This window comes from Citrobacter tructae (assembly GCF_004684345.1).
Lineage (GTDB): Bacteria > Pseudomonadota > Gammaproteobacteria > Enterobacterales > Enterobacteriaceae > Citrobacter > Citrobacter tructae.
Genome location: NZ_CP038469.1, coordinates 368,304 through 392,171 on the forward strand (window position 1 = coordinate 368,304; position 23,868 = coordinate 392,171).

Below are 23,868 nucleotides of genomic sequence, written 5' to 3' on the forward strand. Positions count from 1 at the left end.
GACGTTTAACACTCCACTCTGATGGACGTATTGGGGGAAATTGGGACATTTATGAAGCTCAAGGGAAAAATCAAAAAACGCTATTTTATCTTCGCCGTCATCATTATTGTGGCGATAATTGCACTTTGGCGAATGCTTAATGCTCCATTACCTCAGTATCAAACATTAATTGTTCGACCAGGTGATCTTCAGCAAAGCGTGCTGGCAACCGGGAAACTGGATGCGCTGCGTAAAGTTGACGTCGGGGCGCAGGTGAGCGGGCAGTTAAAAACGCTGTCAGTGGCCATTGGCGATAAAGTCAAAAAAGATCAGTTGCTCGGCGTTATCGATCCTGAACAGGCGCAGAACCAAATTAAAGAAGTTGAAGCGACGCTGATGGAATTACGCGCCCAACGTATGCAGGCCGAGGCCGAGTGGAAACTGGCGCGGGTGACTCTATCTCGCCAGCAACAGTTAGCGAAAACGCAGGCGGTTTCGCAGCAGGATCTCGACACGGCAGCAACGCAGATGGCAGTCAAACAGGCGCAAATCGGCACTATTGATGCGCAAATTAAGCGTAATCAGGCCTCTCTCGACACGGCAAAAACGAACCTTGATTATACCCGTATTGTGGCGCCGATGGCCGGTGAAGTGACGCAAATCACCACCCTGCAGGGGCAAACTGTGATTGCCGCCCAGCAGGCGCCGAACATTTTGACGCTGGCGGACATGAGTACCATGCTGGTCAAAGCGCAGGTGTCTGAAGCCGATGTCATTCACTTGCATCCAGGGCAAAAAGCCTGGTTTACCGTGCTGGGCGATCCACAGACGCGCTATGAAGGTACGCTCAAAGATGTACTGCCTACACCTGAGAAAGTGAACGACGCGATTTTTTACTACGCGCGCTTCGAAGTACCTAACCCGAAAGGGATCCTGCGACTGGATATGACCGCGCAGGTACATATCCAGCTGACGGATGTCAAAAATGTACTGACGATCCCGTTGTCGGCGCTGGGCGATCCTATTGGCAACAATCGCTATAACGTCAGGTTGCTGCGAAACGGCGAAACCCGCGAGCGTGAAGTGTCTATTGGCGCGCGTAACGATACCGATGTGGAGATCGTGAAAGGACTGGAAGAGGGTGATGAAGTCATCATCAGTGAGGCGAAACCTGGAGCGGCGCAATGACGGCATTGCTTGAACTGAGCAATATCCGCCGCAGTTACCCGTCAGGCGAAGGGCAGGTTGAGGTGTTAAAGGATGTATCCTTGAGCATCCATGCCGGCGAAATGGTGGCGATTGTTGGGGCATCTGGCTCGGGAAAATCGACGCTGATGAACATCCTCGGGTGTCTGGATAAGCCTTCCAGTGGCACGTATCGGGTGGCGGGGCGTGACGTTTCAACACTCGATAGCGATGCGTTAGCCCAATTGCGGCGCGAGCACTTCGGCTTTATTTTCCAGCGCTATCATTTGCTCTCGCATTTGACGGCGGCACAAAACGTCGAAGTGCCTGCGGTCTATGCCGGGACAGAGCGTAAGCAGCGTCTGGCTCGGGCGCAGGAATTACTCCAGCGGCTGGGGCTGGGTGACAGGGTGGACTATCAACCTTCCCAGCTTTCCGGTGGGCAGCAGCAGCGCGTCAGTATTGCGCGTGCGCTGATGAACGGTGGTCAGGTGATTTTAGCCGATGAACCCACCGGCGCGCTGGACAGCCATTCCGGCGAAGAGGTGATGGCGATTCTGCACCAGCTGCGCGATCGCGGACACACGGTGATTATCGTCACGCACGACCCGCAGGTTGCGGCGCAGGCTGAGCGGGTGATTGAAATTCGCGATGGCGAGATTGTACGTAATCCGCCATCGCAAACTGCCACTGGCGGGCGCGGCATTGCCGAACCGACGGTGACGACATCCTCTGGCTGGAGCCAGTTTGTCAGTGGTTTTCGCGAAGCGCTGACCATGGCCTGGCTGGCAATGGCCGCCAACAAGATGCGCACGCTGCTCACTATGCTGGGCATCATTATTGGTATTGCGTCGGTGGTGTCGATTGTGGTGGTCGGAGACGCGGCTAAACAACTGGTGTTGGCTGATATTCGCGCCATCGGCACGAACACTATCGATATCTATCCCGGCAAAGACTTTGGTGACGATGACCCGCAATACCAGCAGGCGCTAAAGTATGACGACTTGACGGCAATCCAGAAGCAACCGTGGGTCAGTTCGGTGACGCCTGCGGTGTCGAAGAATTTACGGCTACGTTATGGAAATATCGACGTGGCAGCCAGCGCTAACGGCGTGAGTGGGGACTATTTTAACGTCTATGGTATGACGTTCAGTGAGGGCAATACCTTTAATGCCGAGCAGCTCGCAGGGCGGGCGCAGGTGGTCGTGCTGGACAGTAACACCCGACGCCAGCTGTTCCCCAATAAAGCGAAAGTGGTGGGCGAGGTCGTCCTTGTCGGCAACATGCCCGCCACCGTCATTGGCGTGGCGGAAGAGAAGCAGTCGATGTTTGGCAGCAGTAAGATCCTGCGGGTCTGGCTGCCTCACAGCACCATGTCCGGGCGCATTATGGGACAATCGTGGCTGAACTCCATTACCGTGCGCGTGAAGGACGGTTTCGACAGCACTCTGGCTGAGCAGCAGCTTACCCGACTGCTGTCTTTGCGGCATGGCAAAAAAGATTTCTTCACCTGGAATATGGACGGCGTCCTGAAAACCGCTGAAAAAACTACGCGCACCTTACAGCTGTTCTTGACGCTGGTGGCGGTGATTTCGCTGGTGGTTGGCGGGATTGGAGTGATGAATATTATGCTGGTTTCGGTGACCGAACGAACGCGCGAGATTGGTATTCGTATGGCGGTTGGCGCCCGTGCCAGTGACGTGCTACAGCAGTTTTTGATTGAAGCTGTGCTGGTGTGCCTGGTCGGCGGTGCGTTAGGCATCAGCTTGTCGATGCTGATTGCCTTCACCCTACAGCTTTTCCTGCCCGGTTGGGAAATAGGATTCTCACCTTTCGCGCTGTTGACGGCGTTCCTGTGTTCAACGGCAACCGGGATTTTGTTCGGCTGGCTCCCTGCGCGCAATGCCGCAAGGTTGGATCCGGTTGATGCCCTGGCGCGGGAATAACGTGTTGTATTGAAAAAGAAATAAAAATGCCAGCTCGAGGGGCTGGCATTTTGTCTGCGGGATGTACACAATGAAACAGAAGAGTTATGCGACAGCTTCTGCTTCAAGCACAGGCACAATAAGACTGGCGTGATTGCCTTTGGGCCCTTGGTGGACATCAAACTGGACAGATTGTCCGGCTTTTAGCGTTCTGTAACCATCCATCTGAATGGTGGAGTAATGGGCGAAAATATCTTCGCCACCGCCTTCGGGGCAGATAAAACCGAACCCTTTAGCATTGTTGAACCACTTGACAGTACCCGTTTCCATACTTCGACATCCTTCGTAAATCTTATATAAGTAAGATGGAATGAACCGGTGGCGGAGTGGGGGCTGTTCAAAACCTCGCCAACTCTCGAGTCTACAATTTAGAGAAATCAGGCGGGGCGTCAAGCGCCAGGCTTGTGGAATCGGATAAAAATGCATCAAAATTTGAAGCAGTTAACGCTATTGTCGGTTATGTGACAGATGTCTCGGATGACACTGATAGATGATAGTTATCTAATAATTGAGGTAGATTGATTGTGCGCATAGGCTCTTGTCAGCGGCAAGTTATTCTGCCGGTAACCGTAACTGAAGATGACGACTGACAATGGGTAAGACGAACGATTGGCTGGATTTCGATCTGCTGGCGGAAGACAAATTGCGCGACGCGCTAAAACCGCCATCTATGTATAAAGTGATATTAGTCAATGATGATTACACTCCGATGGAGTTTGTTATTGACGTGTTACAAAAATTCTTTTCTTATGATGTAGAACGTGCAACGCAACTGATGCTTGCCGTTCACTATCAAGGTAAGGCTATCTGCGGCGTATTTACCGCCGAGGTTGCAGAGACCAAAGTGGCGATGGTGAACAAATATGCAAGGGAAAACGAGCATCCGTTGATGTGTACGCTGGAAAAAGCCTAAATGCAGGCATAAATATTGGGGGAGGTGCCTATGCTCAATCAAGAACTGGAACTCAGTTTAAACATGGCTTTCGCCAGAGCGCGCGAGCACCGACATGAGTTTATGACCGTCGAGCACTTGTTACTGGCGTTGCTCAGTAACCCATCGGCCCGCGAAGCGCTGGAAGCGTGTTCTGTGGACCTGGTGGCGCTCCGTCAGGAACTCGAAGCCTTCATTGAACAAACCACTCCTGTATTGCCTGAAAGCGAAGAAGAGCGCGACACGCAGCCAACGCTGAGTTTTCAGCGTGTACTGCAACGTGCTGTCTTTCATGTTCAGTCCTCGGGGCGTAATGAAGTGACTGGCGCTAATGTGCTGGTTGCTATCTTCAGCGAACAAGAGTCTCAGGCGGCTTACCTGCTGCGCAAGCACGAAGTCAGTCGTCTGGATGTGGTGAACTTTATTTCACATGGCACGCGCAAAGACGAACCGAGTCAGTCTTCTGACTCCGGTAATCAGCCAAATAGCGAAGAGCAAGCTGGCGGGGAGGACCGTATGGAGAACTTCACCACTAATCTTAACCAGCTCGCTCGCGTGGGCGGGATTGACCCGCTCATTGGCCGAGAAAAAGAGCTGGAGCGAGCCATTCAGGTACTGTGCCGCCGCCGTAAAAACAACCCGCTGCTGGTGGGTGAGTCTGGCGTAGGTAAAACGGCGATTGCCGAAGGTCTTGCCTGGCGTATTGTCCAGGGCGACGTGCCGGAAGTCATGGCTGATTGCACGCTCTACTCACTGGATATCGGATCGCTGCTGGCGGGCACCAAATACCGCGGTGATTTTGAAAAACGCTTTAAAGCACTGCTGAAACAACTGGAACAGGATACCAACAGCATTCTGTTTATCGATGAGATCCACACCATTATTGGTGCGGGTGCGGCATCGGGCGGCCAGGTGGATGCGGCAAACCTGATCAAACCGCTGCTTTCCAGCGGCAAGATCCGCGTGATTGGCTCAACCACCTATCAGGAATTCAGTAATATTTTCGAGAAAGACCGTGCGTTAGCGCGTCGCTTCCAGAAAATCGATATTACGGAACCGTCGGTGGAAGAGACCGTACAGATCATCAACGGACTGAAACCGAAGTACGAAGCACACCATGACGTTCGCTACACCGCAAAAGCCGTGCGTGCAGCGGTAGAGCTGGCGGTGAAATACATCAACGATCGCCACCTGCCGGATAAAGCGATTGACGTGATCGATGAAGCGGGTGCGCGTGCACGCCTGATGCCGGTCAGCAAGCGTAAGAAAACCGTCAATGTGGCGGATATCGAGTCCGTGGTGGCCCGCATTGCGCGAATCCCAGAGAAGAGCGTTTCGCAAAGCGATCGCGATACGCTGAAAAACCTGGGCAACCGTCTGAAAATGCTGGTCTTCGGACAGGATAAAGCCATTGAGGCACTGACTGAAGCTATCAAAATGAGCCGGGCTGGCCTGGGTCATGAACACAAACCTGTCGGTTCGTTCCTGTTTGCCGGCCCGACCGGTGTCGGGAAAACCGAAGTCACGGTGCAGTTGTCCAAAGCGCTGGGAATTGAACTGCTGCGTTTTGATATGTCTGAGTATATGGAACGTCATACCGTTAGCCGTCTGATTGGTGCGCCTCCGGGATATGTCGGTTATGACCAGGGGGGATTGCTGACGGATGCGGTCATTAAGCACCCACACGCGGTGCTGCTGCTGGATGAAATCGAAAAAGCGCATCCGGATGTCTTTAACCTGCTGCTGCAGGTGATGGATAACGGTACGTTGACCGACAATAACGGGCGCAAAGCGGATTTCCGCAACGTGGTGCTGGTGATGACGACCAACGCCGGGGTGCGTGAAACCGAGCGTAAATCGATTGGGCTTATTCATCAGGACAACAGTACTGATGCGATGGGCGAAATCAAAAAAGTGTTTACGCCGGAATTCCGTAACCGTCTCGACAACATTATCTGGTTCGATCACCTTTCAACCGAGGTTATCCATCAGGTGGTTGATAAATTTATTGTCGAGCTACAGGTACAGTTGGATCAGAAAGGCGTCTCTCTGGAAGTGAGTCAGGAAGCTCGTGACTGGCTGGCGGAGAAAGGCTATGACCGCGCAATGGGCGCACGCCCGATGACGCGAGTAGTCCAGGACAACCTGAAAAAACCATTGGCCAACGAACTGCTGTTCGGCTCACTGGTTGATGGCGGACAGGTGACCGTTGCGCTGGATAAAGAGAAAAATGAGCTGACCTATGGCTTCCAGAGTGCGCAAAAGCACAAGCCAGAAGCTGCACATTAACCTCTTATCACATAACAGACCGGGCGTAATGCCCGGTTTTTTTTCGCCTGATGCCAGAAAAAAGATGAATGACAGGCAAAAAATAAGCCTGCGTAAGGGAGATTACGCAGGCTAAGGAGGTGGTTCCTGGTACAGCTAGCATTTATGGGTTATGTTTTTCAGCAGGTCGGATAATACCCTTATTGAACGAAACGGTATGTGATCGGTTTCTAAGAATCTTCCGAACGCTGAAAATAACCGTAACTCACTATTTATCATGTGGGTTGCGTGTGGACTCACCGGCAAAATTACGCATCAACAAGGCATAATTCAGATCGATATCCTCCGGGACCGGCATCCAGACGGTGTAGCCATCGCCCGGTGCCACCGGCATCGCTTCGCCTTTGACATTTTCCATCTGCTCGAGCGTGAAATTGATGTTGCCCTGTGGGGTCATCAACTCCAGGCTGTCGCCGATGGTGAATTTATTCTTCACGATAACAGCAGCCAGTGCACCTTTGCGCTCACCGGTGAATTCGCCGACAAACTGCTGGCGCTCCGAAACGGAGAAACCGTATTCGTAGTTCTGATAATCGTCGTGCGTATGGCGACGCAGGAAACCTTCGGTATAGCCACGATGTGCTAGTCCTTCCAGTGTCTCCAGCAGTTGCGGGTCGAATGGTTTACCGGCCGCAGCATCATCAATGGCTTTGCGATATACCTGCGCGGTTCGTGCGCAGTAATAGTAGGACTTGGTACGGCCTTCGATTTTCAGCGAGTGCACACCCATTTGGGTCAGACGCTCGACGTGGGCAATAGCACGTAAATCTTTGGAGTTCATGATGTAAGTGCCGTGCTCGTCTTCAAACGCGGTCATGTACTCGCCCGGACGCTGGGCTTCTTCGATCATAAACACTTTATCCGTCGGCGCGCCAATTCCCAGCGTCGGCTCAACGTTTTGTACCGGGATGGGTTCGTACTTGTGCACGATATTTCCCACAACGTCTTCTTTGCCTTCCTGCACGTTGTATTCCCAGCGGCAGGCATTGGTACAAGTACCCTGGTTCGGGTCACGCTTGTTGATGTAACCGGAGAGCAGACAACGGCCGGAGTAGGCCATGCATAGCGCGCCGTGAACGAAGATTTCAAGCTCCATATCCGGCACTTGAATGCGGATCTCTTCGATTTCTTCCAGCGACAGTTCGCGGGACAGGATCACACGGGTCAGCCCCATCTGCTTCCAGAATTTCACCGTTGCCCAGTTTACGGCGTTCGCCTGAACTGACAGGTGAATATCCATATCCGGAAAGTTTTCACGCACCAGCATAATCAGACCTGGATCGGACATGATTAATGCATCCGGCCCCATTTCCACTACCGGCTTCAGGTCACGAATAAAGGTTTTCAGCTTGGCGTTGTGCGGCGCAATGTTGACCACCACATAGAATTTTTTACCCAATTCATGGGCTTCATTGATGCCGAGTTGCAAGTTTTCGTGATTGAATTCGTTGTTGCGTACGCGCAGGGAGTAACGCGGCTGGCCCGCATAGACGGCATCTGCGCCATAGGCAAAAGCGTAACGCATGTTCTTCAGCGTTCCCGCCGGGGAAAGGAGTTCCGGTTTAAACATAATTTTCTCGTTCTGATGACAGGTCAGACTCGCCTCACTCGGTGAGGCGGTTAGGGGAGTGCCCCCATATTAAGGGCGGGCATTGTAGCGCTGCGCGACGATGCAGTAAACCTTGGGACTTAATCAACCCGCAGATAATGCCCATCGGCACTTACATACATACCGAAACCGCAGTTTTGCGGATCGTTCGTGCTGACGTCGATGGCGTCGGGCGCGACCGTGAGCGCGATATCACAATGGATGTAGTCGCCTTCTCTGATCGCTATCACACCTTTATGGTCGCGGAGCGTGACATATTCGGAGAATTCACCCACGTTTGGACCAGAGTAAAGAGCCATCATGCCAAAATAATACCCTTGGAAATCAACCTGATAATCTGATTTTTTCTTCAGGGGTTTTATGATTAGCGTTCCCCAGGTGGCCAGACCGGCGTAGTTCCAGTATTCACCGGCGACAGAATCGTTCTTAGGCAGTGCAGCCAGCTTATCTTTGATAAGCCCGAGGTTGTAGACTGACTTAGCATCATTGGGATTGATCATCAGCCAGGCCTGCGCTTTACGCCATTCACCCTGACGCATCCAGGTCAATGCCACGTTGTTGTATGCCGTCGCTACGGTTTTATCATCAAGCCGGCAACCTTCACTCCAGGTTACCTGTTTTTCAAAGGCTTCACGCGCTCTGGCATAGTTCTTCGCTTTATAGAACTGCTCGCCCTGGCTGGCGTAGGTCGGGACTTTCGCACAGTCAGCCTTGATTTGCTGCTCGGTGATTTCTGCTCTGGCAGCGGTGCAGAGCAGCAACAGGGGGAAAAAAGAGAATAATTTTAGGCGCATTACTCGTACCTTACATTTATATCCGGCAGCTCAGAATCTTCAATTTTGGAGGTATGCCAGGCAAAGCGACAGCGTTTTGCGAGCGTATCGAAATGCAGATCGCTTAATTCAGTAAATAATTCGTGCTCCGGGAAGAGCGTGATAAAGAAATAGGCCCAACGCGCGCTGGTTTTCATATCGAACAGTTTCTTGTCGAGCTTATTACCGTACAGGCGCGATAGCGTCACCATGGCTTCCGCCGTTCCGTTATCGCCTTCTTCTTGCAGCAGGTTGAGATATGAATGCGCCAACGTTAAATCTTTTACCGTGTGAATATTCAGCAGGAAAGATCGCCAGGCATTTTCCGAACCGAACTGAGTGGCTTGATATAAATTATCGAGCAGGTTTTTTTCGTAAACGGAACGCATTCCAGCATAGGTTTCTTCCTTTGCCAAACGTTCGTAACCGAGAGCGATATTGATATGAATATCTTTCAGGTCACTTTTATAGGCGTGATAGCCTGAATTGATGACCAGCCGATATGGGTTACTCTCTTGCTGCGCGACCTGTTGGTGTAAAATCTCTGCCGCACGTTGAAAGTAACTCAGCGCGGTAACGGGATCGTAAGGGAGCAGGCTATTGTTGTCCGGGTTGTTGTATTCGATAGCCAGCAAGTTGAACGCGCTGGGAAGGTTTCTCTGCATACCGAGCTCGCCCATCAACACGAAATGTTCTGGCAGCTCAAGCCAGTCAAAATCTTTTATAACTGACTGCCAGTTATAGTTATATTCCAGTGCAGATAAGCTATCGAGCGCGGCATTGCCTTGCGCTTCATTTTTTTCAAAGCCGAAGAGTCCCGCGTGCTGGAAATAGCCGCAGTAGAGTTTAGCGGCGTTGAACTCGTTTTGATGGGCGTTTTGGCGCAAGAAATTATAAATCCACCAGGTATCCGGGAAATCGTGCAGAGCAAATTTTAAGGCGTAAACGGTGTAGTAATGGCTAAGTTTGAAATTGTCCGTTACCGCCCGCTGGATGGTACACCACAGCGCGTCGAGATCGCCTAGATCGTTATAACAGGTTAATAACCAGCCCAGTGCATGATGACGAGAACTTTGGCTATGCGCCCGTTGAGCAATTTCTTCGGCTTTAGCGATAAGCACTTCCCGTTCTGGTGGGTACTCGACCTCTTTAATGCGTAGATCGCGATTGTTGTCCCACCAGATTAATAATTCCAGGTGTTCGCGCTCTGCAGCACAAAGATGAGCGCATGTTGTTGAGGCCAGAAATTCACGAATGCTTTCGTGAGAACCGCCCCAGCGCGGCATGTGAAAAGGAATGTATTCATCCAGTGCGTAAAACGCGCGAGGAAAAATGCTCAGACATACGGAGAGCCAGTATGCTTCCCCGGCGTCGCCCTCGCAATCTGGCAGTAGCGACGGACGAGGCAGAATTGGACACACCGTATCTTCCAACGTGAGCCCGGAAAAGGCCATCATCGCTTCCATTTCCTGCGGCGAATCTTGATGATATTTCGCCAACATCTGCATCAGCGGTTGCCCGGAGAAATCTTTACCTTCAAGGAATTCAACCAGCCAGGCTGGCTGGCCAAAGACGGCTGTATTGGTGCTGGTGAGTAAGGCAACCATCCACTGGCGTGGCTCGCAATCGATGGCATTCAGCGCGGCGATGACCATTCGTTCGTTGCAGGCCCCGGCGCAAACCCACATCGCGGCAGTTGTGTCTTCTGCCCAGCCGTAGCTGCGGTAAAGCCACGCGCGGTGGTTCCAGTACTGGGCTTCGGCAAGCCAGGCGTGAGTCGAACGAGGGCGGGCGTGTTGCCAGGCTTTGATAAGGGCTAATCCTTGCGGACCCGCATCGACGAGTGCATCCATGTCATAAAAATGGTTGCACATTTGGGTCCACGCAAGGAAATAGCGCTTTTCGGCTTCACGGCTGGTGAAGCTCTCCGTCAGCGCCTGGTTGTAGCGGGCGTCCAGTTCATCGTAACGCGCTTCGCGCAGCAGGCTGGGAATATCGGCGATTTGCCAGACGCGTTGTTCGTTATTATGCGGAAGTTTGGTATTGCACATCTCACGCATTGCGTTGAGTATGCGTTCATCCTGAACCATGGACAGTCCTTTTAGCGGCAGTATGTGTGTAAATTCAATACACTGTAGCCTATATCCGCGTAGTGTGAGATTTTTTTAATTACGCTATCCGACAGGCATCCGCTTCCCAGCGATACCCCACACCGTATACCGCACGGATAAACGACTGCTCGGCGTCCAGCGACTCTAGCTTGCGACGCAGGTTTTTGATGTGGCTGTCGATGGTGCGATCGGTGACGACGCGATAATCATCGTACAGATGATTGAGCAACTGCTCGCGGGAGAACACTTTTCCCGGCTCATGCGACAGCGTTTTCAGTAAGCGGAATTCCGCGGGGGTTAAGTCGAGCATCTTCCCACACCATGATGCCTGAAAACGGCCTTCATCAACGATGAGCGGGCTGGCGGCATCCAGTTGCTGCAGTTCGCGCAGGGGTTTACAGCGACGCAGGATCGTCTTCACGCGGGCAACAACTTCGCGCGGACTGTAGGGTTTACAAATGTAGTCATCGGCACCGATCTCCAGTCCCAACAGGCGGTCAATTTCTTCGATTTTGGCGGTGACCATCATGATGGGCACGTCAGAGAATCGACGAATTTCCCGACACAGGGTCAGACCGTCGGTGCCGGGCAGCATCAAATCCAGCAAAATCAGGTCGGGTGGCGTCTGGCGCACGTAAGGTAATACCAGATCACCGTGGTTGATGAGCGTCGGCGCATAGCTTGCGGCCCGCAGGTAGTCGATAAGCAATTGCCCCAGCTTGGGTTCATCCTCCACGATCAGGATGCGTGGCGTGTTTTCATCAATGGGTAACTCAGTCATACATCTCTCTGTAAATCGCGTTCCAGCGGTAACTCTACTGTAATGCTAACCCCGCCAAAAGGCGAATGGGCGGCACGGATATGCCCATTATGCGCCTGGACGATATTGACGCAAATCGCCAGACCCAGGCCGGAGCCTCCGCTGGCGCGGTTACGGGAACCTTCTGTGCGATAAAATCGCTCAAACAGTTTCTGCAACTGGTCGTCACTTACTCCGGGAGCGGAATCAGCGAAGGTTAATAAAACCATACGCTCGCGTTGTTCGGCGCTGATGTGCAACCCGCCGCCGCTATCGGTGTAACGCAGGCTATTTTCCAGCAGGTTATTAAACAGCTGCATCAGGCGATCCCTGTCGCCAAACACCGTCATGCTGTCCGGCAGCGAGAGCTGTATCGTAAGCCCGCGGCTGGCAAAACGTTCGCGAAACGCACCGCTTGCTACTTCCAGGAGAGGGATCAGATCCAACGATGTTTTCTGATAAGCCAGCGCCCCCTCGTCGGACATGGAGAGCTGGTGTAAATCATCTACCAGTTTGGTGAGCGTACCCACTTCGGCCTGTAAAGAGGCTACGGAATCAGGGGTGAACTGGCGGACGCCATCCTGAATTGCTTCCAGTTCGCCGCGCAAAACCGCCAGCGGCGTGCGCAGTTCGTGAGAAATATCGGCCATAAAATCACGACGCATCTGCTGGTTTTTTTCCAGCGTACTGGCGAGTTGGTTGAAGTCCTGCGCCAGTTTACCCAGTTCATCCGTACTGGTCGGCGCAACGCGGGTGGTGAAATCGCCCGCAGCCAGTTTGTGCGTACCTTCAACCAGCCGTTTGACCGGGGCCAGCAGACTGCGCGCCAGCGTAAACGTTGCCAGCGCTGCCAGGATCGTGGAGAGTGCGACGATCAGCCAACTAGAACGCCTTTGCTGCATGTCGAAATTAATATCCGTATTACGCGTTAAGCGCTCCACGGGAGAGGCGATCACGGCACCCACTTCGCTACCGTTGACGCGGATGGGATGGCGCATACCGTCGCGGGGGACCGGAGCACGCGGGCCGACCAGTACGCGGGCGTTTTGGTCAATAACCCAAAACTGGGTGCGCCAGCCGTGCGGTGGCATTCCGGGGCCTGGCTTGTCATCGTCGTTGTCATGTTCAAAAGAGCGCAGGATCTGAAAAACAAAGCGATCGTTGTTGCGTAAGAATCGCCAGTTACCGTGCTGCTCATACTGCTCGCTCAATGCATCGCTGAGCATTTGCAGTCGCTGTTCGTTACCGTGCTTGATGTAGTCAATAAATCCGCGTTCGAAGCTGACACGTACGGCCCAGTGCATACTGATCAGCAACACAATGCAGGTGGCGAAAATTGCCAGAAACAGTTTGCCGGTGATACCGGGCCGCCAGAACGTCATCAGGAGCTCCTTTTGCGCCGTGAAATCACCGCGTTGGTTTGCGTGTCGTTCGGCACGCGGGTAAAAATAATGGCAGGCAGCGCAATAATGAGCGCAATGCACAACCAGGTGTACATAAAGACGGTATGCGTGCTACCGCTGTCGATGGCGATATGCTGTTGACCAAACATACCCAACAGCAGACCGGCGATGGTTACCCCGATACTCATCGACAGCTGCATGATCATCGACAGCAGGCTGTTTCCGCTGCTGGCGAGATCGTCAGGTAAGTCTTTTAAAGTCAGGGTGTTCATTGATGAAAAACGGGTGGAGTTGACCATTCCTTGTAAAAATAGCACGAAGGGTAGGGCGTAATACCATCCGAGCAGCGCGGTGGCCATCAGCAGCAGGCTGACCAGCGACAGGCCAATCGTGGTGGCAACCAGCACCCGACGATAGCCGAACCGGTTGACGACCTGTACCACGATACGCTTCATGCCCATACTGCCTAACACCATGGGAATCATCATCAGCCCGGCATGAAACGGTGAAAACCCCAGCCCAATCTGCAAAAATACCGGCGTCATAAACGGCAACATACCGCTACCAATGCGCCCGGCAAAGCTGCCAAACAAACCTAACGAGAAGGTGGGTGTGCGAAACAGATGCAGACTGAACAGCGCGCGTGGGTTATTTCTGGCGTGCCTGATGTACAGCAGAATTGCCAGCACGCCGCAGATAATCAGCGCCGCCAGCGTAATGTCAGAGATCCCACTGCCTTTGCTGCCATCCAGCGCCAGCGTAAGTACCGCCATGCCAACTGCCAGCAGCATAAATCCTGAAAGATCGAAGCGTCGGGTTTGCATGGTGTAGTTAGGCATCAGCATTAATGTGGCTATTGCTCCAACGATACCGACCGGAATGTTAATCAGGAAAATCCAGTGCCAGGACGCGTACTCCACCAGAATGCCGCCTAACGCCGGACCGAGCAACGGGCCAATTTGGCCCGGCAAGGTGACGAAAGTCATCGCTGCCATATACTGCTCGCGTGGGACAATTTTCATCACTGTTAGCCTGCCGACTGGCACCATCATTGCGCCGCCGACGCCCTGTAACACACGCGCCATAACCAGTTCATTGAGCGTGCTGGACCAGGCGCAAAACAGCGAGCCAAGAGTAAACAGAATGATGGCGGTGAAGAAAATATTACGTACGCCAATCTTGTCCGCCAGCCAGCCGCTGGCGGGCAGCATCACCGCTACGGTTAATACATATGACACAATGACCATATGCATATGCAACGGGCTTTCCCCGAGGCTTTTGGCCATCGAGGGAAGCGCGGTGTTGACGATGGTGGTATCCAGCGACTGCATAAAAAAGCCGAATGCCACAATCCAAAGTTGCCAGCGGGTGCTGTCGGGAAGTTCTGTCATAACTCTGCTACCGGGTTGCTGTTTTTACGCGAAAAACGCAGACGCAGACGGTCGAAAAAGAGATACACCACTGGAGTGGTGTACAGCGTCAGGAGTTGGCTCACGACCAGCCCGCCGACAATGGTTATCCCCAATGGCTGGCGCAGTTCAGAGCCGTCGCCTGCCGATAACACCAACGGTAGCGCACCAAACAGTGCCGCCAGCGTGGTCATCATTATTGGGCGAAAACGCAGCAGGCAGGCCTGGAAAATCGCCTCTTCCGGTGTCAGCTTACCGTTTCTCTGCGCGTCCAGCGCAAAATCGACCATCATGATGGCATTTTTCTTCACAATGCCAATTAATAGCATGATCCCTATCAGGGCGATTAGGCTGAACGGGGCATTGAACAGCTCCAGCGCCAGTAGCGCGCCGACGCCGGCAGAAGGCAGCGTCGAGAGGATGGTCAGGGGATGAACGTAGCTTTCATACAACATGCCCAGCACGATGTAGACCGTTGCGATGGCGGCGATTATCAGGATCACCTGTGAGTTCATGGTGTCCTGAAAGACCTGTGCCGTTCCGGCGAAACTGCCGCGCACCGTTGAGGGAACACCAAGTTGGGTCATGGTTCTGTTAATGGCCTCTGTTGCCTCAGAAAGCGAAGCACCGGTCGGCAGGTTAAACGACACGGTTGAGGCGGCAGACAGCCCCTGATGGTTCACCGACAGCGGGGCGTTCGCCGGTTGCCATTTGGCAAAGTACGAAAGCGGGATAGCCTTTCCGTCGCCATTAATGACGAACATCTTATCCAACGCGCTGATGTCCTGGGTGTAGCGTGGGTCGACCTCCATCACCACTTTGTACTGATTCATCGGCTGGTAGATAGTCGATATTTGCCGCTGACCAAAGGCATTATTCAGCAGGCTGTTGGCGGCCTCAACGTCGATCCCTAGACGTGACATGGTGTCACGATCGTAGGTCAGATTCATCTCCGCGCCGTTGTCTTGCTGATCGGAGTTGACGTCAGCCAGTTGGGGCAGGGTGGCTAACGCTTTACGGATTTTTGGTTCCCATTCCCGCAGTGCGGCAAGATCATCCGACAGCAGCGTGTACTGGTAGCTGGCGTTGGCCTGACGCCCGCCGACGCGAATATCCTGCACCGCCATCAGAAACAGGTTTGCGCCCGGCTCTTTGGCTAACTTGACGCGCAGCCTGTCGATCACCTGCTGAGCGGTTTGCTGGCGTTCTCCGCGCGGCTTGAGGGTAATAAACATCATGCCGCTGTTGACGCGGGAGCCGCCGGTAAAACCGGTGACGTTATCCACTGCTGGATCGTCGCGAATGATCTTCATAAAATCCTGCAACTTCCCGCGCATCGCCTGAAACGAAATGCTCTGGTCGGCCTGGATCCCGCCCATTAATACCCCGGTGTCCTGCTCCGGGAAGAAGGTTTTGGGGATGGAAATATACAGCCAGACGTTGAGCGCAATAGTTGCCAGTAACACGACGCCTACCATTCGCGTATGACGTAATACCCACTGCAGTGAGGTGGCGTAGCTCTGCTGCAAAGCGACCAGCACTCGGCCAAATCCTCGCTTGCGTGACTGCTCACGTGGGGCGCTGGATTTGAGCATCCAGCCGCACATCATTGGCGTGAGCGTTAGCGAGACCAGCAATGAGATACCGATGGCAACTGACAGGGTCACGGCAAATTCGCGCAGTAGTCGTCCCGGCAGGCCACCCATGAGCAGCAGCGGCAGGAAGACCGCTACCAGCGACAGACTCATGGAGAGCACCGTAAAGCCCACTTCACGTGTACCCTGTAACGCAGCCTGGAGAGGCTTCATTCCCGCTTCCAGGTGACGGGATATATTTTCCAGCACCACAATGGCGTCATCGACCACAAACCCCGTGGCAATGGTCAGCGCCATTAACGACAGGTTGTTCAGGCTGAACCCACACAGATACATGGCGGCAAAGGTGCCAATCAGCGAGACCGGAACCGCTACGGCGGGGATCAGCGTTGCGCGACCGGAACGCAGGAAGACAAACACCACCAGGATAACCAACGCGACGGAGATAACCAGCGTCTGCTCTACTTCCTCCAGCGACGCCCGAATGGTCGGCGAACGATCCTGGGCAATTTGCAAATCGATGGCGGCTGGGATCAGCGTTTGTAATTCCGGTAGTTTGGCCCGAATGCTGTCTACCGTCTGGATGATATTGGCTTCCGGGAGCTTGCGGATTATCAACAGAATGGCCGGTTTGGCATTGGTCATCCCGGCGTTACGCACATCCTGCACAGAGTCAGTGACGGACGCAACGTCACCCAGACGCACGGCGGCACCGTTGTTGTAGTGAATAATCAGCGGTTGATATTCAGACGCGGTTTTTAGCTCGTCGTTGGTTTGCACTTGCCAGCGGCGGGTTTTGTCTTCCAGCGCTCCCTGAGGCTGTCGTACGTTGGCGCTATTGATAGCGCTACGCACATCGTCCAGTGAAACACCCTGGTTAAACAGTGCCTGCGGATTCAGGCCAACGCGCACGGCGGGCAGGGAACTGCCGCCGACGTCCACGTCGCCAACGCCGTCAATTTGCGCGATGGTTTGCGCCAGTTGTGTGGAGGCGAAATCGTACAGCTCACCCTGTGAATACGTATCCGACGTGAGCGTCAGGATCATGATCGGCGCATCAGAAGGGTTAGCCTTCCGGTAAGTCGGACGGCTGGGCATTCCGCTGGGTAGCAGGCTTTGTGCGGCGTTAATGGCGGCCTGAACGTCCCGCGCCGCGCCGTTGATGTCGCGATCGAAGTTAAATTCAAGAATAATGCGCGTGCTGCCAAGCGAACTGCTTGAGGTCATTTCATTCACGCCCGCTATGCGTCCAAGTGAGCGTTCCAGCGGCGTTGCGACGGACGACGCCATAGTTTCGGGGGACGCCCCCGGTAGCGATGCGCTCACCATGATCACCGGAAAATCTACCTGCGGTAGCGGGGCGACCGGTAACAGGCGAAAACCCAGAATGCCGCACAGCGTAATGGCGACAGAAATGAGAATGGTCGCTACCGGACGATGAATGAAAAGAGCGAAAAATTTCATTTACGCTTCCTCTTCCTGACGCGGAAAGCGGTTTTTCACGTACAGCGACAGCCGGTCAAACAGCAGGTAAATCACCGGCGTGGTAAACAGGGTTAAGACCTGACTCACCAGCAGCCCGCCGACCATGCCAATCCCTAATGGACGGCGCAACTCCGCGCCTACGCCGGTACTTAACATCAGCGGCAACGCCCCCAGCAGCGCTGCCAGCGTGGTCATCAGGATCGGGCGAAAACGCAGCAGACACGCCTGGAAAATGGCGTCACGTGGTGCCATGCCCTGTTCGCGTTCCGCGGCAAGTGCAAAGTCGATCATCATGATGGCGTTTTTCTTGACGATCCCGATCAGCAAAATAATGCCGATGATCGCGATAACATCCAGCTCACTTCCGGCAATCATCAGCGCCAGCAGCGCCCCGACGCCCGCAGTTGGCAACGTGGAGAGAATAGTGATGGGGTGAATAAAGCTTTCATACAACACGCCGAGCACGATATACATCGCGACCACTGCCGCCACAATCAGCCAGATGGTGTTGCCCAGCGCAGCCTGGAAGGCCAGCGTGCTGCCCTGGAACTGGGTCGTAATACTCGACGGCAGATTTAGCGTTTTTTCAGCCTGCAGAATCGCCTCTACCGCATCGCCCAGCGACTGGTTGTCCGGCACGTTGAACGAGATAGTTGTGACCGGGAACTGATCGAGATGGTTAATCGACAATGGCGCAAAACGTTGTTCGACGCTGGCGATGGTGCTAAGCGGTACGATCCCGCCGTCGCTGCTGGTCAGGCGAATGGTGTCCAACGCGGAAAGCCCTGGCGTGCTGGCTGTGTCATGTTCCAGCACCACCCGATACTGGTTTGCCTGGGTGTAAATGGTTGAAATCAATCGTTGCCCGAAGGCGTTATACAGCGCGTTATCGACATCTGCCATGCTGATGCCTAAACGGCTGGCGCTGTCACGATTAACATTCACATAGGCTACCAGTCCCTGGTCCTGCCAGTCGCTGCTGACATCAGACAGCTGAGGTAACTGCTGCAGTTTTTCCAACAGCTGCGGCACCCAGGTGCTGAGGGCGTCCAAAGAGGTAGCTTGCAGCGTAAACTGGTACTGTGTCCGGCTTACCTGGGTATCAATCGTCAGATCTTGTGTGGGCTGGAGATAGAGATCGACGCCGGGAACGGTATCCACCGCATCCTGCAGGCGGGCGATCACTTTTTGCACGCGGTCATCGCGTTCATCCAGTGGCTTGAGGTTAATTTGCAGGCGCGCGCTGTTCAACGCCGGGTTGGTGCCGTCAACGCCGACGAACGAGGTCAGGCTTTCTACTGCCGGATCCTTGAGGATCACATCAGAGACCAGGCGCTGGCGCTGCGCCATGTTGGCAAATGAGCTGGACTGCGGTGCCTGCAACGTACCCTGAATAATGCCGTTATCCTGGATCGGGAAGAAGCCTTTTGGGATAAAGACCCACAGCATGACGCTGAGCACCAGCGTGCCGAGTGCGACGCCAAGCGTCAGCCACGGGTGGTTGAGCACTTTTGCCAGCCAGTGACCGTATCCGGCGATGACACGTTCAAACATTCTCTCCGAGGCGCGGGAGAAGCGGTTTTGCTTACGTAACGACGCCTGGCTGAGCATGCGGGCGCACATCATTGGCGTGAGGGTCAGCGACACGACGGCGGAAATCAGAATCGCGACAGCCAGCGTGACGGCGAACTCACGGAATAATCGCCCGACGATATCGCCCATAAATAGCAGCGGGATCAATACCGCGATCAGCGAAAACGTCAGGGAGATGATGGTAAAACCAATCTCGCCTGCACCTTTCAGGGCGGCGGTCAGCGGCTTTTCCCCTTTTTCGATATAGCGCGAAATATTCTCGATAACCACAATCGCGTCATCGACCACAAAACCTGTGGCGATGGTGAGCGCCATCAGCGTCAGGTTATTGATGGAAAAATCGAGAAAAACCATCACCGCAAAGGTGCCAATCAGTGACAGCGGCACGGCGACAGCGGGAATAATCGTTGCCGGAATATTGCGCAGGAACAGGTAAATAATCATCACCACCAGTGCAATCGCCAGCATCAGTTCAAACTGGGTGTCAGAAACGGAAGCGCGGATATTGGTCGTGCGATCCGAAAGTACCGTAACGTTGACCGATTTTGGCAGGCTTTCCGTCAACTGCGGCAGCATCTGGCGAATGCTGTCTGCGGTGGAGATAATGTTCGCACCGGGCTGGCGCTGAACGTTCATCACAATGGCTTGTTGCTTATTGGCCCACGCGCCCAGCCAGCTGTTTTCCGCCCCTTGTTCGACGGTGGCGACATCGCCAAGGCGCACAGGTGCACCGTTTTTATAGGCAATAATTAGCTGACGATATTCATCGGCAGACTGCATCTGGTCGTTGGCTGACAAGGTGACGGCACGCGTTGGGCCGTCAAGGCTGCCTTTTGCTGAATTAACGTTAGCACCGGTGATAACGGTACGGATGGTTTCGCTGGTCAGTCCCAGTGCGGCAATGGCCTGTGCGTTAAGTTTTACGCGTACAGCCGGGCGTTGCCCGCCTGACAGCGTGACCAGACCCACGCCGGAGACCTGAGAAATTTTCTGCGCCACGCGTGTTTCCACCATATCTTCCACCTGCGTCATTGGCATGGCGGTAGAGGTGACGGCCAGAGTCATGATCGGCGGATCTGCCGGATTAACTTTGCTGTACACCGGCGGGTTGGGCAGATCGCTCGGTAATAAATTGGTGGCGGCGTTAATAGCAGCCTGAACTTCCTGTTCGGCGACGTCCAGCGGCAGCGTTAGCTGGAACTGCAATGTCACCACCGATGCGCCACCGGAGCTTTGTGATGACATCTGTTTCAGGCCGGACATCTGACCGAACTGGCGCTCAAGTGGGGCGGTAACGGCGGAGGTCATTACATCCGGACTGGCACCAGGATAGAGCGTCACCACCTGAATGGTAGGGTAATCCACTTCTGGTAACGCCGCGATGGGCAGAAAGCGATAGCCTATAATCCCGGCGAGTAAAATAGCCACCATCAGCAGCGTGGTGGCGACAGGGCGCAAAATAAACAGGCGCGATGGGCCGCCTGTGTTGCCCGGAGGTAACACCTGCATCAGGAGCGCGCTCCTTTTTTGCCGTACTCGCGTGCGGTGGCTTTATCGTCTGCGGTCGTGGCGGCATGTGCCTCAACAACTTCCACTTTTGCCCCTTCCGTCAGGCGGTCAATACCGTCGGTGACGACGCGATCGCCTGCCGACAGTCCGGCAGTAATCACCACTTTTTGACTGTCCTGAATACCCGGTTTGACCAGATGTTTACTGACCTTATTCTCTGTATTTAGCACCCAGACAAAGTGGCCTTCATTGCCCATTTGTAATGCAGCAGAGGGGATCACGACGGCGTTTTGTTCAGTGTCGACTAGCATCCGGGCGTTAACGAACTGGTTCGGGAACAGTGTGTCGTCCTGATTGTTAAAACGGGCTTTCGCTTTGATGGTGCCGGTGGTGGCGTCAATCTGGTTGTCCAGACTGAGCAGAATGCCTTCGCTAAGTTTCTGTGAATTGGTGCGATCCCAGGCCTCAACTTTCAGCGGGTTGCCCGTTTTTTGCGCCCGTAGCACGGTTGCAATATCGTTTTCAGGCAACGTGAAGATAAGGTCAATGGGATGCGTTTGCGTAATGACGACAATCCCGGTGGTATCGCTGCTGGAGATTTGGTTGCCCACATCGACCTGTTTCAGACCGACGCGCCCATCAACAGGAGCGGTGACGCGGCACCAATCGAGCTGCAACTGTGCGCTGGCGACGCTGGCTTCATCGGCTTTAATCGTCCCTTGCGTTTCGTTCACCAGCGCCTGCTGTGCATCCAGTTCCTGGCGAGAGACCAGGTTGGTTTTAACCAGTTGCTGATAGCGGGCGAGATCGCGACGGGCATTTGCCAGTGTGGCTTTATCTTTGGCTAACTGCCCCTGCGCTTGAGCCAGAGCGACTTTGAACTGGCTGGGGTCTATCTCTGCCAGCAGGTCGCCGGCTTTCACCTGCTGTCCTTCTTGAAAGTGTAACGCGATGAGTTGGCCATCGACCCGACTACGTACCGTTGCGGTGTTAGCCGCAGTAACGGTGCCCAAGCCCGTCAGGTAGCGTGGAACTGCTTCCTCCGTGGCGGTGGCGGCCTGCACGGGAGACAACGGTCCGGAACGCATTCCGCGACGGCCCGAGCCTGCGGCATGCTGTGCTTGCCCGGTAGCCCCGGGTGCGTTCCCCTGAGATTCACTGCGACTCTGCCAGAACCAAAATGCGACGATGGCGGCCACGACGATCACGATTGCTATCACCCAGCGGGATTTGTTACTGCCTTTCATTGTTATAAGTTTCTCATCCTGAAACGTTTCGCGGAATGATACTAGTTTAGCCAGCGATCAAGGGAGAAAGATGGAGGAATTATGAAACACTGTCGGGATTCGTCTGAATGACGGCGCGGCTTTGCGAGGCGTTACGCAACAATTAGCGGCGAAAATAGCGAACGAGTAATAGTGCGATAGAGTGCGGACAAGGCAAAAGGAGGTAAGCCAAGGATTTCAGCCGGACGCTGGAACGGGAAAGCCCCTCCCGAGGAAGGGGCCAAAATAAGGAAAGGGTTATGATGAAGCACGTCATCATACTGGTGATACTCTTAGTGATTAGCTTCGAGGCTTACTAAGACACCAGGGGGAGGGGAAACCCTCCCTAACCCTCACTCCTGAAAATAAGCTACAGCAACGGTGATGTCAATACGCGCACTTTTCAGCCTGCGAGCCACTTAGCGGAAAACCACTTCCGCCCAGCGCGCCAGACCTGCGGTAACCGAGCCGAAATCATCGCCCCCGGCAATCGGGATCCCCGGAAGCTGTTCGGCAAGCGCCTTTTTGATAAGCGGTGAGCGTGCGCTGCCGCCGGTCAAATAAATGACATCCGGTTTTTCCTGGGCATTATCCAGAGCCAGTTGCACCTGCTCCAGAATACGTGCCAGTGGTTGATTGAGCGCAGTTTCCAGCCCCTGTTGGCTGATTGCGGCAGCCAGTTCATCACTGATAAACGGCAGTGCCGCCGTGACGTTTGCCTGAGCGGAAAGCGCAATTTTGCTTTCTTCAGCGCTACGTACCAGGCGGTAGCTCAGACGCTCGCGCCAGACTTTGAGTAACAGCGCGACTTTGTCTGCTTCACGAGCATCACGGATAAGATCGTTCAACAATCGACCGTTGGCGGTACTGTAAAAATCACTTTGTGCGGGGACATCGTTAATGGCGACGGCGTTCCACCAGGGCAGAATAGGTAATGCGATACCTTTTTCGGTTTCGCCTCCCATGCCGAGTAACGGCATCAGGTGTTTAAAGGCCAGCGCGATATCCAGATCGTTACCGCCTACGCGACACCCACTGTGACCTAACAGGCTGGTTTCGCGATCGGCGCGCTGATGCCACTGCGGCCCCATCAGCAGCAACGAGCAGTCGGTGGTACCGCCGCCAATATCCACCACCAGTACGCGTTTTTCTTCTTGCAACGTGGCTTCGTAATCCAGTCCCGCCGCGACAGGCTCGTACTGAAACACCACATCCTGAAAACCAGCGCGTTTTGCCGCGCGCTCAAGAATACCCTGCGCCTGGGCGTTGGCGTCGTCGCCGCCTAACCCCTGGAAGTTTATCGGGCGACCGATGACGGCCTGGGTAATGGCTTCGGGGAGTTGATTCTGTGCCTGGTTGCGGATGTGCAGCATCATCGCGCAGACTAAATCCTCAAACAGCGCAACCTGCTGCGGTTTCAGGCCGCTGGCGCCCAGAAACGATTTAGGGGATTTCACGAAGTAGACCTCTTCAGGGTCGTCAATATATTGACCCAGAGATGCCAGACCAAACTGCACGCTATTGGCGTTAACATCGATGTCTTCTTCGCGGTTAAAGCGCACCGCTCGACGCAGCAATGCCTGCGTTTCGTCATCCGTTGCCGGGACATCATGATGGCGATACAGCCATTCGCTGACCGCTTCACGCGTAGGGGCACAAAGCATAGAGGGCAGCAGCGTGCTGTCATTTTCCATTTTGAGCAATTGAGGCTGCCCATCACGCATGACGGCCACTGAACAGTTCGCCGTACCGTAGTCAAAACCAATAAACACCGTAAAACTCCCCAGGGCAGTGAAGAAGGGGCGAGACTTTAGCGAAATGTTGTCGCCCCGACAACTGGAATATGAAAGCAAGGCGCATCGTCGGGATA

Annotated in this window: 16 protein-coding genes; 5 read left to right on the forward strand and 11 right to left on the reverse strand. The window is 54.1% G+C overall.

Annotated features, from left to right (window positions below; all coding sequences use genetic code 11):
• Positions 1 to 51 precede the first annotated feature (51 nt).
• Both macA and macB read left to right on the forward strand, forming a co-directional pair.
• Positions 52 to 1,167: a macrolide transporter subunit MacA gene (gene macA, locus E4Z61_RS02335; protein ID WP_135321358.1), complete on the forward strand. Its 1,116-nt coding sequence runs from the start codon at positions 52 to 54 to the stop codon at positions 1,165 to 1,167.
• The gene (gene macB / locus E4Z61_RS02340; RefSeq protein ID WP_135321359.1) at positions 1,164 to 3,110 is read left to right on the forward strand and encodes a macrolide ABC transporter ATP-binding protein/permease MacB; all 1,947 of its coding nucleotides are present in this window, start codon (positions 1,164 to 1,166) and stop codon (positions 3,108 to 3,110) included. Before macA ends, macB begins: the two co-directional genes overlap by 4 nt.
• A gap of 84 nt (positions 3,111 to 3,194) precedes the next feature.
• On the opposite strand, the gene cspD is transcribed toward macB, so the two are convergent.
• Positions 3,195 to 3,419: a cold shock-like protein CspD gene (cspD, locus tag E4Z61_RS02345; RefSeq protein WP_096756563.1), complete on the reverse strand. Its 225-nt coding sequence runs from the start codon at positions 3,417 to 3,419 to the stop codon at positions 3,195 to 3,197.
• Positions 3,420 to 3,741: 322 nt separating this feature from the next.
• Here cspD and clpS point away from each other — a divergent pair, with 322 nt between their 5' ends.
• Both clpS and clpA read left to right on the forward strand, forming a co-directional pair.
• Positions 3,742 to 4,062 (forward strand): ATP-dependent Clp protease adapter ClpS, encoded by a 321-nt coding sequence (gene clpS, locus E4Z61_RS02350; protein ID WP_135321360.1) that lies wholly within the window; start codon positions 3,742 to 3,744, stop codon positions 4,060 to 4,062.
• A 30-nt stretch (positions 4,063 to 4,092) separates the two neighbouring features.
• Positions 4,093 to 6,369, forward strand: a complete 2,277-nt coding sequence (gene clpA, locus E4Z61_RS02355; RefSeq protein WP_135321361.1) for an ATP-dependent Clp protease ATP-binding subunit ClpA — start codon at positions 4,093 to 4,095, stop codon at positions 6,367 to 6,369.
• Between the two features lie 247 nt (positions 6,370 to 6,616).
• Here clpA and trhP read toward each other — a convergent pair whose 3' ends face one another.
• The 9 genes from trhP to E4Z61_RS02405 form a co-directional block, all read right to left on the reverse strand.
• On the reverse strand, positions 6,617 to 7,978 hold the full coding sequence (gene trhP / locus E4Z61_RS02365; protein WP_135321363.1) for a prephenate-dependent tRNA uridine(34) hydroxylase TrhP: 1,362 nt from the start codon (positions 7,976 to 7,978) through the stop codon (positions 6,617 to 6,619).
• Between the two features lie 119 nt (positions 7,979 to 8,097).
• Positions 8,098 to 8,811 (reverse strand): tetratricopeptide repeat protein, encoded by a 714-nt coding sequence (locus tag E4Z61_RS02370; RefSeq protein ID WP_135321364.1) that lies wholly within the window; start codon positions 8,809 to 8,811, stop codon positions 8,098 to 8,100.
• Positions 8,811 to 10,919 (reverse strand): DUF4034 domain-containing protein, encoded by a 2,109-nt coding sequence (locus E4Z61_RS02375; RefSeq protein ID WP_135321365.1) that lies wholly within the window; start codon positions 10,917 to 10,919, stop codon positions 8,811 to 8,813. The genes E4Z61_RS02370 and E4Z61_RS02375 overlap by 1 nt, the downstream gene beginning before the upstream one ends.
• 79 nt (positions 10,920 to 10,998) lie before the next feature.
• Positions 10,999 to 11,721, reverse strand: a complete 723-nt coding sequence (gene baeR, locus E4Z61_RS02380; protein WP_135321366.1) for an envelope stress response regulator BaeR — start codon at positions 11,719 to 11,721, stop codon at positions 10,999 to 11,001.
• Positions 11,718 to 13,121, reverse strand: coding sequence for an envelope stress sensor histidine kinase BaeS (gene baeS / locus E4Z61_RS02385; RefSeq protein ID WP_135321367.1), 1,404 nt, complete (start codon positions 13,119 to 13,121; stop codon positions 11,718 to 11,720). The genes baeR and baeS overlap by 4 nt, the downstream gene beginning before the upstream one ends.
• On the reverse strand, positions 13,121 to 14,533 hold the full coding sequence (gene mdtD, locus E4Z61_RS02390) for an MFS transporter (protein ID WP_135321368.1): 1,413 nt from the start codon (positions 14,531 to 14,533) through the stop codon (positions 13,121 to 13,123). The genes baeS and mdtD overlap by 1 nt, the downstream gene beginning before the upstream one ends.
• Positions 14,530 to 17,610: a multidrug efflux RND transporter permease subunit MdtC gene (gene mdtC / locus E4Z61_RS02395; RefSeq protein WP_135321369.1), complete on the reverse strand. Its 3,081-nt coding sequence runs from the start codon at positions 17,608 to 17,610 to the stop codon at positions 14,530 to 14,532. The genes mdtD and mdtC overlap by 4 nt, the downstream gene beginning before the upstream one ends.
• A complete protein-coding gene (locus E4Z61_RS02400) occupies positions 17,611 to 20,733 on the reverse strand; it encodes an MdtB/MuxB family multidrug efflux RND transporter permease subunit (RefSeq protein ID WP_135321370.1) in 3,123 nt (1,040 codons plus the stop codon).
• Positions 20,733 to 21,980, reverse strand: a complete 1,248-nt coding sequence (locus E4Z61_RS02405; RefSeq protein WP_135321371.1) for an MdtA/MuxA family multidrug efflux RND transporter periplasmic adaptor subunit — start codon at positions 21,978 to 21,980, stop codon at positions 20,733 to 20,735. The genes E4Z61_RS02400 and E4Z61_RS02405 overlap by 1 nt, the downstream gene beginning before the upstream one ends.
• Before the next feature lie 278 nt (positions 21,981 to 22,258).
• On the opposite strand from E4Z61_RS02405, the gene ibsA reads away from it, so the two are divergent.
• On the forward strand, positions 22,259 to 22,318 hold the full coding sequence (ibsA, locus tag E4Z61_RS02410; RefSeq protein ID WP_135324854.1) for a type I toxin-antitoxin system toxin IbsA: 60 nt from the start codon (positions 22,259 to 22,261) through the stop codon (positions 22,316 to 22,318).
• A 99-nt stretch (positions 22,319 to 22,417) separates the two neighbouring features.
• Here ibsA and yegD read toward each other — a convergent pair whose 3' ends face one another.
• Complete coding sequence (yegD, locus tag E4Z61_RS02415; protein WP_135321372.1) at positions 22,418 to 23,770, reverse strand: molecular chaperone; 1,353 nt, start codon at positions 23,768 to 23,770, stop codon at positions 22,418 to 22,420.
• Between the last annotated feature and the right edge of the window lie 98 nt (positions 23,771 to 23,868).

What these genes read in the sequence shown, in the direction of transcription:
- baeR (WP_135321366.1), bottom strand. Translation starts at nt 11,721, where the DNA reads ATGACTGAGTTACCCATTGATGAAAACACGCCACGCATCCTGATCGTG.
- E4Z61_RS02375 (WP_135321365.1), bottom strand. Translation starts at nt 10,919, where the DNA reads ATGGTTCAGGATGAACGCATACTCAACGCAATGCGTGAGATGTGCAAT.
- macA (WP_135321358.1), top strand. Translation starts at nt 52, where the DNA reads ATGAAGCTCAAGGGAAAAATCAAAAAACGCTATTTTATCTTCGCCGTC.
- trhP (WP_135321363.1), bottom strand. Translation starts at nt 7,978, where the DNA reads ATGTTTAAACCGGAACTCCTTTCCCCGGCGGGAACGCTGAAGAACATG.
- E4Z61_RS02370 (WP_135321364.1), bottom strand. Translation starts at nt 8,811, where the DNA reads ATGCGCCTAAAATTATTCTCTTTTTTCCCCCTGTTGCTGCTCTGCACC.
- clpA (WP_135321361.1), top strand. Translation starts at nt 4,093, where the DNA reads ATGCTCAATCAAGAACTGGAACTCAGTTTAAACATGGCTTTCGCCAGA.
- mdtC (WP_135321369.1), bottom strand. Translation starts at nt 17,610, where the DNA reads ATGAAATTTTTCGCTCTTTTCATTCATCGTCCGGTAGCGACCATTCTC.
- macB (WP_135321359.1), top strand. Translation starts at nt 1,164, where the DNA reads ATGACGGCATTGCTTGAACTGAGCAATATCCGCCGCAGTTACCCGTCA.
- E4Z61_RS02405 (WP_135321371.1), bottom strand. Translation starts at nt 21,980, where the DNA reads ATGAAAGGCAGTAACAAATCCCGCTGGGTGATAGCAATCGTGATCGTC.
- mdtD (WP_135321368.1), bottom strand. Translation starts at nt 14,533, where the DNA reads ATGACAGAACTTCCCGACAGCACCCGCTGGCAACTTTGGATTGTGGCA.
- cspD (WP_096756563.1), bottom strand. Translation starts at nt 3,419, where the DNA reads ATGGAAACGGGTACTGTCAAGTGGTTCAACAATGCTAAAGGGTTCGGT.
- E4Z61_RS02400 (WP_135321370.1), bottom strand. Translation starts at nt 20,733, where the DNA reads ATGCAGGTGTTACCTCCGGGCAACACAGGCGGCCCATCGCGCCTGTTT.
- baeS (WP_135321367.1), bottom strand. Translation starts at nt 13,121, where the DNA reads ATGACGTTCTGGCGGCCCGGTATCACCGGCAAACTGTTTCTGGCAATT.
- clpS (WP_135321360.1), top strand. Translation starts at nt 3,742, where the DNA reads ATGGGTAAGACGAACGATTGGCTGGATTTCGATCTGCTGGCGGAAGAC.